The sequence below is a fragment of the Collinsella sp. TM04-29 genome, assembly GCF_003466565.1.
Lineage (GTDB): Bacteria > Actinomycetota > Coriobacteriia > Coriobacteriales > Coriobacteriaceae > Collinsella.
Map to the genome: position 1 here is coordinate 11,349 of NZ_QSPW01000004.1, position 12,771 is coordinate 24,119.

The following is a 12,771-nucleotide window of genomic DNA, read 5'->3' on the forward strand; positions in this document are numbered from 1 at the left end:
GGGCAGGTCGCCGCGATACCCCTCACGGTTCATAGCGATGAGTCCTCTGTGTATGCCCGCTTCGGCAGGCAGATCTGTTGAACGGATTTATTATACCGTGCGGCACGGACACAGAGCCTCGCAGCACGCCGTGGTTTCGGTAAACGATGCCGGTAATAGCCTCGAAATAATCGAGCGTTTCTGACGCACGGACGCATGCGAGCGTCTAGCATATCCATTCAAAACGGATTCGTGAGCAAAAGGAGTCACAAGAGCATATGAAGCAATGGGTTGGACTGGGAAAGTTCCTCGCAGGGCATATGCAGGTCATCGTTCCGATTTGCGTAACGCTCGGCGTGCTCTTTCCCCAGCAGATCGGCGTACTCAAGCCCATCGTTCCCGCCCTCTTCGCCTTTATGACGTTCCAAGGCGCGCTCAGTAACACCTTCCACCAGGTAGCTGAGGTGTTCCGCCGTCCGCTGCACTTGATTTTGGCGCTGCTCGTCTCGGCGGTGTTTATTCCCATAGCAGCTTATGCCATGGGATCGCTGTTCTTTGGCTCCAACCCCAACCTTGTCTGCGGCATCGTGCTCGAGTACAGCGTACCCGTGGCGGTCACTGCCTTTATGTGGATTAGCATGTTCGGCGGCAACGGCCCGCTCGCGCTTACCATCATCCTGACGTCCTCGGTTATCTCCCCTGCGACGATTCCGCTCACGCTTAAGCTCTTGCTGGGTGCCACTGTCTCGATCGATGTGCCAAGCATGATGCAAGACATGGCCTTTATGATCGCCATCCCCGCCGTGCTCGGCATCGTGATCAACGAGCTCACACGTGGATGGGGACACGAGAAGCTCTCCCCCGCGCTCTCGCCCGCTTGCAAGTTCATGATGATGGGCGTTATCGCCTCCAACTCCACCGCCATGAGCGAGTACGTTCTGCACATGAACGCGATGCGCCTGGAAGTCGCCCTCTTTATTTTGACCTTCGCCATCAGCGGCTTTATCGTCGGTTTTCTGATCGCCCGTGCGCTGCATCTGCCATATAGCGAGACGACTACCATGTGCTTTACCTGCGGCATGCGTAACATCTCTTCGGGCGCCGTCATCGCCACGCAGTACTTTCCGGGCGAAGTCGTGTTTCCCGTCATGTGCGGAACGCTGTTTCAGCAGGTACTCGCCTCGTTTATCGGACATCTCTTCGAGCGTCTAACCGGCGAGGAGCGCGCCGCCCAGCGCAAGCGCGTCGAGGCCGGCCGCGACGCCACGGGACGCTAGACTGTCCGCATTACGCGGGTGATAGTCTTGCTATACGAGCGTTTCCAGATGCGCACGCAGGCGCTCTGCATCGATATCGAGCGTGGTCTCGGCATTGACCTGGGCCAAACGATAACCGACAAAGTAGGGCGAAACCACCCAACGCGGCAACACCTTGGCAATGGTCCGGCCGTCCATGTGGTAGAAGAACAAGTTGTACGACTCCGCGCGGCCGCCGTGGTGCTCGTGCAGGATATAGTGCAGGGCCACCTGAATCGCATCGGCAAACAGGTCCGCTTCGGCTTGGTCGCGGGCGTCGTCGCTGGCGGCGATTCCCTGTGGAGCCGAGACGTTAACCTCAAAGAATCCCATAATCGGTTCGGTTGAGATGTTGACCGAGATTCTCCCCTGTTGCCAAACATTGATGCCTTCGAAATTGGCGGAAGCCAGCGAAGCATAGCCGTCTTCCTGCTCCAAGCCCACAATCTGCATGTGTGGATGGACGAGGCTGCCGCCCGAAAGCGGGCCTTTGTTCTTGTACATGAGCACACTGCGGTACTGTTGGGAATCGAGCATCTGCTGCCAACAGCCCAGGGCAAACCGCATCACATGATGCAGCTCATCCGGTTCATAGGTCGCCAGGTCGGCGTCGTGATTGGCCGACTCGATCAATACGGTCTGACGGGTGGCCCGCAAGGTCTTGAACTTATTCTCGAGCCAGATGCAGTCACCATCGCGCTCGATGACGCTGGCGAGCCCCTCCGTATCACAAAAGGGGCACGCGGTGCCAGGGCGACGATTATCGTCGGGCTTACCGCTCGCCTGCTGAACGTCAAATACCAGTGCCACAGGTTACACCTCCAGCGGCACGATCTTGGTGCCATGCAGCTCGGAGACGCCAAGTGCTGCCGCCACGGCATCGCGGTTGGCCGTGGTAATGCCGCCGCCAGGAAGGATGGTCAGGCGGTCGCCCGCGTACTCGATCAAGCGGACCAGGTTTTCGAAGTTGCCCTCGATCGACGTACCGGCAGCGCCGCCATGCGTGAGGATGCGCGTAACGCCGCAGTCGGCAAGTGTATCAATCGCATCGAGCTGAGCCTCGGGCGAGAGCTGGTCAAACGCCATGTGGAAGGTGATGTCAAGGGACTCGCGCTTGCACTCCTCGGCCGCACACCCCGCAGCCATCACCAAGGCACCGAGCGTGAGTTCGTCGAGCGCCCATCCGCCAGCACAAGGCTTGCAACAGCCAAAGACCAGACCATCGACGCCGGCGCTTACGGCAAGGCCCAGATCCATCTCCATCATGCGCAGCTCGTCCTGGTTGTAATGAAAGTCCCCGCCGCGCGGACGAATCATGCACATCACGCGCGCATCGTGCTCGTGAGCGTAGCTGACCGTAGCGCTGATAACGCCGGCGGAAGGTGTGGTGCCGCCAACGGCAAGGTTGTCGCACAGCTCAATACGACTCGCACCGGCCTTAATGGCCGCCGGCACCCGCTCAAAGTTCTCGGCACAAAACTCGTACAGCATAGATAGACCCCCGAAGACAGCAGATGTTTTCCGACGGGCATTGTCACACACCCCCATGAAGTTGCGGTGGAATAAGGACTCTTTTGGCCTCTGAGGCTCCCATTTAGTCCCTATTCCACCGCAACTTAAAGGGGTAGTCGTTGGCATCTGCCACAACGTCGATGTTTTGACAACGACAGCGAAAGCCCGCCAGAGCGAGCAAGGTGCCTTGAAACAAGGCGGCATTGACCTTCTGGTCATGCCGCCGAAGTTGAAAGGCAGATTGCCGCCCTGGCGGGTTTGCAGCGTCGAGCCGTTACGCGGTTTGGTAAAACCGCGTAACTAGTTAGCCACCAAGATATGCTTTACGCACGTTATCGTCGTGGAGCAGCTCTTGGCCGGTGCCGGTCATGGTGATCTTGCCGGTCTCGAGCACGTAGCCGCGTGTGGCGATCGAGAGCGCCATCTGCGCGTTCTGCTCGACCAGAAGCACCGTGGTGCCGGCCTTGTGCAGGTCCTCGACAATCTGGAAGATCTGCTCAATCAGAATCGGCGCCAGACCCATGGAAGGTTCGTCGAGCATAAGCAGTTTGGGGTTACTCATAAGGGCGCGGCCCATAACGAGCATCTGCTGCTCGCCACCCGAAAGGGTGCCGGCGACCTGGCGACGGCGCTCCTTCAGGCGCGGGAACTGCTCGTAGACGCGCTCAAGGCCCGGAGCAACCGTGGACTTGGGCTGCGTGTAGGCGCCCATCTCCAGGTTCTCCTCGACCGTCATCTGCAAAAAGGCGCGACGGCCCTCGGGCACCTGGGCCAGGCCCTTACCAACCAGCTTATCGGCGGGCGTATGAGTAATGTCCTCGCCCATAAACTTGATGGAGCCGGTCTTGGAGCGCAGCAGGCCCGAGACGGTCTTGAGCGTTGTGGACTTGCCGGCACCGTTCGCACCGATCAGAGCCACGATCTCGCCCTCGTTGACGTTAAAGGAGATGTCCTTGATGGCGTGGATGGCACCGTACCAGACGTTGATGTTGTAGACGGAAAGCATCGGCTCTGCCATTTAGTTCTCCCCCTTATCCTGCTTGCCCAGATACGCCTCGATAACGGCGTCGTTGTTCTGGATTTCCTCGGCCGTGCCCTTGGCGATGACCTTACCAAAGTTGAGCACGCAGATGCCCTCACAGATGTTCATAACGAGCGACATGTCGTGCTCGATAAGCATGATGGCGATGCCGAAGGTGTCACGAATCTTGACGATGTTCTCCATGAGCTCGGCGGTCTCGGACGGGTTCATGCCGGCGGCAGGCTCGTCGAGCAGCAGCAGCTTGGGGTTGGTGGCAAGCGCACGGACGATCTCCAGACGACGCTGAGCGCCGTAAGGCAGCGAGCCGGCCTGCTCATTTGCCAGATGCTCCATATCAAAGATGGACAGCAGCTCCATGGCGCGCTCGTGGGCGGCCTTCTCGTGCTTCCAATACGTCGGCAGGCGCAGCACGCCCTCAAAGCCGGAGTAACGCTCCTGGTTATGCAGGCCGACCTTAACGTTATCCTCCACCGTCATGGTGTTAAACAGGCGGATGTTTTGGAAGGTGCGGGCAATACCCATGCGGTTGACCTGGTAGACCGACTTGCCCGAGGTGTCCTCACCGTCGAGCAGGATGGTGCCGTGCGTGGGCTGGTACACCTTGGTGAGCAGGTTGAAGACCGTGGTCTTACCGGCACCATTGGGGCCGATCAGGCCGGCGATCTCGGTCTTGCCGATAGTCAGGCTAAAGTCGTCGACTGCCTTAAGGCCACCGAACTCAATGCCCAGGTGGATGCACTCGAGCGCCGGGCGCTGGCCCAGGTCGCGATCGGGAACGATGGCGCCAGAAGGATACGGGACCATCTTGCCCTTGTTGAACTCAAATTTACTGGGCATCGGCTGCCACCTCCTTCTTGGAAGCAAAACGGTCCTTGACGCGACCGAAGAACGCCTTGAGCTGCGGGTTGTTGGTAAAGATCATGACCAGGATCAGCACGATGGCGTAGATGAGCATGCGGTAGTCCGAGAACTGACGGAGCAGCTCAGGAAGCACCGTGAGCAACGCCGCCGCGATGACGGAGCCGCGCATGTTGCCCAGACCGCCCAGGACCACGAACACCAGGATGAGGATCGACGTGTTGAAGTCGAACTTGGTGGCGGAGAGCTGCGAGAAGTTACCGCCGAAGAGAGCTCCGGCAGCACCGGCGAGGGCAGCGGAAACCACGAAGGCGATCATGCGGTACTCGGTGACGGAGATGCCTACGGACTCGGCTGCAATCTTGTTATCGCGCACGGCCATGATGGCACGGCCGGTACGGCTGCGCACCAGGTTGAGTACAATCACGAGCGCGACCATGACCAGGATGGCACCGGCGAGGAAGGTCGAGTACGTCGACACGCCCGAGGCACCCTGGGCGCCCTTGATGATGGCGGTGCCGTCCTCGAGCAGGTGCAGGTCGTCGATCGTGGAGTTGCCCGTGATGTTAAAGATCACATGCAGGCCGCGGGAGTCGACACCCACAATGAGGCAGGTGACGATCTCTTTGATGATCTCGCCAAAAGCCAGGGTCACGATGGCCAGATAGTCGCCGCTCAGGCGCAGGACCGGGATACCGATCAAGAAGCCCAAGATGGCAGCGGCGATAGCGCCGACCACAATGCTGATGACAAGACGTATTGGATCGGAGGGGACGGCGCTCTCGAGGGCAACCGCGGTAACGATGCCCGTATAGGCGCCGACGCTCATAAAGCCCGCGTGGCCCAGCGACAAGTCGCCCGCGATGCCGACAACGAGGTTGAGCGAGATGGCCATAACGATGTAGGCCGTGATGGGAACCAACTGGCCGGCGATCATGCGCGGGATCATATGGTTGGACTGCATAAAGAACACGATGGCGAATGCCACGATGCACATGGCGTACGTGACAAAGTCGTGACGCGTCTGCTTGTCTTTAAGGAACTTCATAACGCTCACCTACACCTTCTCGGGGACGTACTTGCCCAAGAGGCCGGCAGGCTTGACGAGCAGGACGATGATCAAAACACCAAAGACGATGGAGTTGGCAAGGCTCGTGGAAATGTAAGCCTGCGCCATCGCTTCGATGATGCCGATGAGAATGCCACCGACAAAGGCACCGGGGATGGAGCCGATGCCGCCGAAGACGGCGGCGTCGAAGGCCTTAATGCCAGGCATGGCGCCCGTGGTGGGCTGCAGGACCGGCGAGTAGGAGCACAGGAGCACGCCGGCGATGGCGGCAAGGGCGGAGCCGATGGCAAAGGTCATCGAAATAGTGCGGTTGACGTTGATGCCCATGAGCTGAGCGGCGGACTTGTCCTCGGACACGGCGCGCATGGCCTTGCCCATCTTGGTCTTACCTGTAAAGAACATCAGACCGGCCATGATAACCAGGCAGGCGACGATGGTGACGAGCGAAACGGCGCTTACGTTGAACTTGGCCAAGAACTCCGGCACCGGGAAGGTGACGAGCGAAGTGAAGTTCTTGGGCGTGGCGCCCCACAGGAGCTGCGCGGCGTTCTGCAGGAAGTAGGACACGCCGATGGCCGTGATCAGAACGGCCAGCGGGCCCGCCTGACGCAGCGGCTTGTATGCCAGACCCTCGATGAGAACACCGAGAACCGTGCAGACCACACAAGAGAGAACTACAGATGCCCAGCCCGGGAGGCCGAGATACGACGTGGCGCAGAACGAGACATAGGCACCGACCATGATGACGTCGCCGTGAGCGAAGTTGAGCATCTTGGCGATACCGTAGACCATGGTGTAGCCCAACGCGATGATGGCGTAGACGCTGCCCATGGACAGGCCGTTGACCAGGTATTGGATAAAGACCGTCATGTTCCACATCCCCCTTTCGAATAGGTTTCCAGTTGATGTATGAAACAGGGACGTTACGTTGTCCCTAGATACCAAGCAAGCAGGGAAGGCCAAAACCTCCCCTGCTTGGGATCAAAACCGCTCTATGTAAGGCGGCCTATTAGGCCTGTACGTACTTGCCGTCGGTAATGACGTACGCCGTCGGGTCCTTCTGGACCTGACCCTTGTCGTTCCAGGAGAGCTTGCCAGTCAGGCCGTCAACAGTAATCTTGAGCATAGCCTCGGGAAGCTTCTCGGCAACCTCGGTGGGGTCGGCGTCGACGCCCAGGCCGGCCTCCTTGAGAGCCTCGACCACAGCATGCACGCCGTCGTAGGCGTCGGCGGCAAACTGGTCGGGGGTATCGCCGTACTTATCCTTGTAAGCGTTGACGAAGTCGGCGTTCTTCTCGTCGTCGGCGGAGAACGGGGTCATGAGCAGCAGACCCTCGGCAAGAGAGGTGTCGAAGCCCTCAACGCCCAGGATGCCGTCCATGCCGTCGCAGCCCATCATCTTGACGTCGTAGCCCATGTCCTTGGCGTTCTTGAGCAGGACGGACGCCGGCGTGTAGTAGATCGGCGCAAAGATCATGGTGGCGCCTGCCTGCTTGGCCTTGGTCAGCTGGTTGGTAAAGCTCGTGGCGGAGTCGTCCTTAAAGGTCTCCTCGTCGACAATCTCAAGCTTAGACTTAGCGGCCTGGGCCTTAAAGGAATCTGCGATGCCCGAAGAATAGGCATCGCCGGAGTTATAGAACAGCACGAACTTCTCGTTCGCATACTTCTCTGCCAGGAACTTGGCAGCGTTGACACCTTGGTTGGGGTCGGTAAAGCAAACCTGGAAGACGCAATCCTTGCCCTTGGTAACGTCCTCGGAGGACGCGGACGGGGTGATCATGAACGTCTCGGGGTCGTTGCCGCACTCGGCGGCAACGGCGACCGACGCACCCGTGGTGGTCGGACCGACGAGGGCCTGCATGCCCCAGTCGAGCAGGGTGTTGAAGGCGTTGACGGCCTTCTCGCCATCGGCCTGGTCGTCCTCGGCCTTGCTGACAAGCGGCAGCTCCTTGGTCGAGAAATCCTTGCAGCCAAGCTCGACAGCCTGTGTAACGGACTTGCCGTAGGACGCGTTAGCGCCGGTCAGCGGGCCGATGGTGCCGATCTTAAACGAAGCGTCGCCCGACGCGGAACCGCTGTCGCCGCCGTTGGAGGAGCAGCCAGCTAGAATGGACATCGCCCCCAGACCTGCTGCGCTCGCGATAACGCTCCTGCGATTCATAACAGGGTTCAATGACTTACCGGTGAGGCTCGACATGCGGCTCTCCTCTCAAATCTCGTCGGGTTTTGGTTGCCCGACAGGCCATCCTTCGCCGTGTTCGGCGTTCGCAAAATAGTAGACGCTTTAGTTAGGAAAAGTGGCGATTATTTCAACTTTTCTTTGGATTTGTTCATTTATCCATAGTTCTGCGTATTCCTACTACTTTATGCAGTAATGACACTTTATTATGTAAAAGTAATGTTTCCATTCTGTTACAAGCGTTCCCGCTCTCAATAAACATGGTGCCCCCTTTTTTCGCTGGCCGCGACGCGTCCGTCTTGCGGTACAGGGCAAACCTTATGGCGCAAACGTTGACAGTTTGTTACGGGAGTTCGTTTGTAGCGAGCGTGTTTCCAATATTTCCGCAGCGTTTCGGGGGTAGCGTTTTGCACAGCTCCGGCTGCCTGGCAAGCACGCGCCCGCACTTCACGCTAGAATGCACTCAACCTATAAGCAGTTAATCCATCCACAAGATGCACGAAGGAGCTATCTATGAGCGAACCCCTGCGCACCGTGAACGTCGGTCTGATCGGTCTGGGAACCGTCGGCGGCGGCGTGGCCCGTCTGATCAAGAGCCACCACGATGAGTACCTGGCAGCCTACGGCATCGACCTTAAGCTGACCCGCGCCTGCGCGCTTGCTTGGGAGCAGGCCGAGGCAGCCGGCATTGAGCGCGAGGCCTTTACGAGCGACTGGCACGACGTCGTCACCGACCCCGCCATCGACATCGTCGTCGAGCTGATCGGCGGCGAGCACCCCGCAACCGAGATCTTCACCACCGCCTTCGAGAACGGCAAGCACGTCGTCTCTGCCAACAAGGCCCTGCTGGGCCGTCACGTCGAGACGCTCGCCGAAAAGGCGCGCGCGTGCGGCGTGCAGATTAAGTGCGAGGCCAGCTGCGGCGGCGGCATCCCCATCGTCAGCACGCTTGAGCACGACCTGGTGGGCAACAAGATCCTGACCATCGCCGGCATCCTCAACGGCACCACCAACTACATCCTGTCTCGCATGGATGCCGAGGGCGCCGATTACGCCGATGTGCTCGCCGACGCACAGGCCAAGGGCTATGCCGAGGCCGACCCGTCCGCAGACGTCGACGGCTTCGACGCCGCCAGCAAGACGGCAATCCTCGCCTCCATCGGCTTTGGCACCCGCGTGACCACCGACGACGTATACCAGCAGGGTATCCGCACCATCGGCGCCGAGGACATCGCCCAGGCCCGCGAGCTCGGCTATACCATCAAGCTGCTGGGCATCGCCCGCAACACCGACGCCGGCGTCGACGTTCGCGTGCACCCCACGCTGATCCCCGCCGACCACATGCTTGCCAAGGTCAACGGCGCCATGAACGCTGTCTACGTGGTAGGCGACGCCGTGGGCGAGACCATGTTCTACGGTGCCGGCGCAGGCTCCTTCCCCACCGCGAGCGCCGTCGTGGGCGATATCCTGTCGCTCTCCGAGCAGATCAGCCGCGGCGTGGCTCCGCTGCCCGAGATTGAGCCCTATGGCCACAACCTCGCCTTTAAGCCCATGGACGAGCTCCAGACCAAGTACTATGTGCGCCTGAAGGTCGCCGACCGCGTGGGCGCCCTGTCCGAGACGGTCGATATCTTTGCCAAGCACAACATCTCGATCTCGCTCATCAACCAGGTCGAGGACGGCAAGTCGGGCGTCAGCGATGCCTGCTCGGTCATCTTCCTGACGCACCGCGCGCTCGAGAAGGACGTCCAGGCTGCCGCCGCCGAGCTTGCCAGCGTCGACTGCGTGGCCGAGGTCGCCAACGTCCTGCGCATCGAGGACGTCGAGGCTTGGACCGAAGGCGTCATGGCCAACTAATTCGGTCTTCGCTTTACGGCATATTGCGTGAGGGGCTCTCGTCCAGCAGTGGACGAGAGCCCCTTTGCTTGCGCGCATGGGGCGTATTGGCGCAATCCGCATTTGAACGACTTGGCCGCTCCTGACAGCCGGTGATACCGTTCGCCGACATGCAGCCGGAGCCGATTTTGACTGCCGTTATGCTGTGCTGCGTATATCCGCCCGCAAAGAGAGGAAGCACCATGTTGCTCGAGGGCAAGAAAGCGATCATCACCGGAGGCACGCGCGGTATCGGCTATGCCATCGCCTGCCGTTTTATCGAGGAAGGTGCTGCCGTCACCGTCTTTGGCTCGCGCCAGGAGACTGCCGACGCTGCCGTTGAGAAACTGACGACCGCTTATCCCGAGGCCAAGGTCTGGGGCCGCTCCTGCGACCTCACCTCGCTCGAGGCCGTAACCGAGGCTTTTACCCAGGCCGCCGCCGATATGGGTGGCCTGGACACGGTCGTCAACAATGCCGGCATCTCCCAGCGTTCTCCCCTTTTGGACTACACGGCCGAGGAGTTTGCAAAGGTCATGGACCTCAACGTCGTCGCCGTCTTTAACGGCCACCAGGCTGCCGCCAAGATCATGACCGAGGCCGGCCACGGCGGCACCATCACCACCACGAGCTCGATGGTCGCCAAGTATGGCCAGCCCTCCGGCGTCGGCTATCCCACGTCCAAGTTTGCCGTCAACGGCATGGTCCAGTCGCTCTCGCGCGAGCTCGCCCCCATGGGCATTCGCGTCAATGCCGTCGCACCCGGCGTGACCAAGACCGACATGGTCGCCAACCTGCCCGAAGAGGTTATTAAGCCCATCATCGCCACCATTCCGCTGGGTCGCATGGGCGAGCCCGAGGATGTCGCCAACGCCTTTGTTTTCCTGGCGAGCGACATGTCCTCCTATGTTACGGGTGCCGTGCTCCCCGTCGACGGAGCCGCCCGCTCCTAAAGGTCGAAAGTTTCGGCTTCGAACCTCAACAGAGCTCAACGCAAAAGGCGCGCTGTCTGCATCAACCGCAGGCAGCGCGCCTTGCTCTGTTTATAGGGGAAACTGCGTCCCGGTATTTCAGCTCAGAACGGGGCGCAGTTTCCCTCAGGCCCATCTTTCGGAAACTACGTCCCATTCTGGGCGCGGATTCTGGGACACGCTTTCCGAAACGGTCCCCTCACGGAAACCGCATCCCACTCTGGGCGCCAATTCCGGGATGCATTTTCCGCGGCGACGTTGGCTACCTGCCGTCGTCGTCCTGGGCTTCATCGCGGGCGTAGAGCTCCAGCATGCGGCGGCGGTACTCATGAACGGCGAGCTTGGCGCGCTCTAGGCGGCGACGCTCGCGCGCAGTCAGCTTGGACGGGTCGATCTCATCGCCATAGGTTTTCTCGGCCAGCAAATGGGCGGCATCGACAATACGGGCATCGATGCGTTCGCTCGCCGCTTCGGCCGAAAGGCGGTCAGCAATGGAATCAATCGTGGGCATACCGTCGAGCGAGCGACCATGTCCATGCGATGTCAACAGCTCGTGCTCGCGGGCGAGAAGACTTGCAAGGTCGTGATGGGCGCGCAGGATATTGAGCGCATCGGAAGGATGCTCGGCAACCTCCGCCACGGCGGCGACCGGCGCGGCATCGACCACGCGGTAGAAGAGCTGCGCGAGCAGTGGCATCAGGAACACCGTGATGGCGCCGGCTGCCACCATAACCGAAGCGACGCCCTGCGATAATGCGCCGGCGTTGACAGCGACGCTCGTCACGGCGACGATAATCGGCAGCGCCGTGGTGCAGTAGAGCGCTACGGTAATGCGGCCGTGGGCAGAAACATCGCGCGTCTTAGGGCAGATGCTCATGGAGACGACAATGGGCACGGCGCGGATAACCAGCAACGCCACGATAAAGCCCACGAGCAGGCCAGGGCGCGATGCTACAGCCGTCAGGTCGATCTTGGCACCCGACACGGTAAAGAACACCGGGATTAAAAAGCCATAGGCAAGGCCATCGAGTTTAAGCTCGAGCGTATGGTTGCCCTCGGGGATGATATAGCGCAGGACAAAGCCCGCCGCAAAAGCGCCCAGCACGATATCGAGGCTAAATATGGCGGAAAACGCCACGAGCGTGACCAGGATGAGCACTGTGAGGCGCACGAACGTCTGAGAAGTCGTATCGGCGCGCTCCTGAATAAAGGCAAAGAAGCGGCTGCCGATACGCTTGGAGCGGCTGGGGACCACGGCAAGCAGCACGCACACCACGGCGAACAGTCCCAAGATCAACAGCGTCTCGATACCCGTACGGGCAGACAGCAGCACCGACATGGCAAGCACGGGCCCGAGCTCGCCCCACGTACCGTAGGCAAGAATCGAATCGCCGACGCGCGTCCCGGCAAGCGACCGCTCGCGCAAGATGGGCATGAGCGCCCCAAGCGCCGTCGAGGTCAACGCCAGCGTCACGGCGATGCCATCAAAATGACTGACCGAAAACCACGGGGTAAAGCGCACGGCAAGCCAGGCGATGCCAAACGTGACGACCCACGTCGCCATGCCGTAGCGCCCCTCGATGCCCGTGATGTTCTTGGGATCGATCTCAAAGCCGGCAAGCAGGAACAAAAAGGCCAGGCCGAGCTCGGACACGAGTGAGACCTCGGCATCTACATGGATAATGCCGAGCATATGAGGCCCCAGCACCGCGCCGAACACGAGCAAAAAGACCGTCTCGGGAACGGGTTTTCCGGGAATCGCCGAGGCGATGAAGGGGCTTGCAAAGGCCACGAGTGCGATGATGGCGAGCGAAACAAATGCCATGTGATGCCTTTCTCTTGTTTGCGCTCCACTGTAGCACCCTCGCCGTCCTCAACGCGCCACGAGCTGTCGTATCATAGTGAGGTTTAAAAGTATGCGGCTCAAGGCGACCGCGAGGCTTGCCCCGCAAACCGACCGCTGCCGCATACCGCACCGTACGCCCAACCGA

Annotated in this window: 11 protein-coding genes; 3 read left to right on the forward strand and 8 right to left on the reverse strand. The window is 60.3% G+C overall.

Annotation, left to right across the window (positions count from 1 at the left end; genetic code table 11):
* The first annotated feature begins 257 nt into the window (after positions 1-257).
* The gene (locus tag DXD39_RS07905; RefSeq protein WP_117803717.1) at positions 258-1,256 is read left to right on the forward strand and encodes a bile acid:sodium symporter family protein; all 999 of its coding nucleotides are present in this window, start codon (positions 258-260) and stop codon (positions 1,254-1,256) included.
* A gap of 30 nt (positions 1,257-1,286) precedes the next feature.
* On the opposite strand, the gene DXD39_RS07910 is transcribed toward DXD39_RS07905, so the two are convergent.
* From DXD39_RS07910 to DXD39_RS07940, 7 genes are all read right to left on the reverse strand, one after another.
* Positions 1,287-2,084, reverse strand: coding sequence for a DUF4931 domain-containing protein (locus tag DXD39_RS07910; protein WP_117803718.1), 798 nt, complete (start codon positions 2,082-2,084; stop codon positions 1,287-1,289).
* A 3-nt stretch (positions 2,085-2,087) separates the two neighbouring features.
* Positions 2,088-2,765 (reverse strand): copper homeostasis protein CutC, encoded by a 678-nt coding sequence (locus DXD39_RS07915; protein WP_117635467.1) that lies wholly within the window; start codon positions 2,763-2,765, stop codon positions 2,088-2,090.
* 325 nt (positions 2,766-3,090) lie between these two features.
* The gene (locus DXD39_RS07920) at positions 3,091-3,792 is read right to left on the reverse strand and encodes an ABC transporter ATP-binding protein (protein WP_035137222.1); all 702 of its coding nucleotides are present in this window, start codon (positions 3,790-3,792) and stop codon (positions 3,091-3,093) included.
* A 12-nt stretch (positions 3,793-3,804) separates the two neighbouring features.
* The gene (locus DXD39_RS07925; RefSeq protein WP_089573307.1) at positions 3,805-4,665 is read right to left on the reverse strand and encodes an ABC transporter ATP-binding protein; all 861 of its coding nucleotides are present in this window, start codon (positions 4,663-4,665) and stop codon (positions 3,805-3,807) included.
* Positions 4,655-5,734, reverse strand: a complete 1,080-nt coding sequence (locus DXD39_RS07930; protein ID WP_117635469.1) for a branched-chain amino acid ABC transporter permease — start codon at positions 5,732-5,734, stop codon at positions 4,655-4,657. Before DXD39_RS07930 ends, DXD39_RS07925 begins: the two co-directional genes overlap by 11 nt.
* A gap of 9 nt (positions 5,735-5,743) precedes the next feature.
* The gene (locus tag DXD39_RS07935; RefSeq protein WP_117635470.1) at positions 5,744-6,625 is read right to left on the reverse strand and encodes a branched-chain amino acid ABC transporter permease; all 882 of its coding nucleotides are present in this window, start codon (positions 6,623-6,625) and stop codon (positions 5,744-5,746) included.
* Between the two features lie 139 nt (positions 6,626-6,764).
* A complete protein-coding gene (locus DXD39_RS07940; protein WP_117637819.1) occupies positions 6,765-7,952 on the reverse strand; it encodes an ABC transporter substrate-binding protein in 1,188 nt (395 codons plus the stop codon).
* Positions 7,953-8,447: 495 nt separating this feature from the next.
* Here DXD39_RS07940 and DXD39_RS07945 point away from each other — a divergent pair, with 495 nt between their 5' ends.
* Together DXD39_RS07945 and DXD39_RS07950 are read left to right on the forward strand one after the other, a co-directional pair.
* Positions 8,448-9,791 carry a homoserine dehydrogenase gene (locus tag DXD39_RS07945; protein ID WP_117803719.1) on the forward strand — a complete coding sequence of 448 codons (1,344 nt, stop codon included), beginning with the start codon at positions 8,448-8,450 and terminating at the stop codon, positions 9,789-9,791.
* A gap of 221 nt (positions 9,792-10,012) precedes the next feature.
* The gene (locus tag DXD39_RS07950) at positions 10,013-10,762 is read left to right on the forward strand and encodes an SDR family NAD(P)-dependent oxidoreductase (RefSeq protein WP_117776084.1); all 750 of its coding nucleotides are present in this window, start codon (positions 10,013-10,015) and stop codon (positions 10,760-10,762) included.
* Between the two features lie 280 nt (positions 10,763-11,042).
* Here DXD39_RS07950 and DXD39_RS07955 read toward each other — a convergent pair whose 3' ends face one another.
* The gene (locus tag DXD39_RS07955; protein WP_117803720.1) at positions 11,043-12,605 is read right to left on the reverse strand and encodes a cation:proton antiporter; all 1,563 of its coding nucleotides are present in this window, start codon (positions 12,603-12,605) and stop codon (positions 11,043-11,045) included.
* Positions 12,606-12,771: the final 166 nt, after the last annotated feature.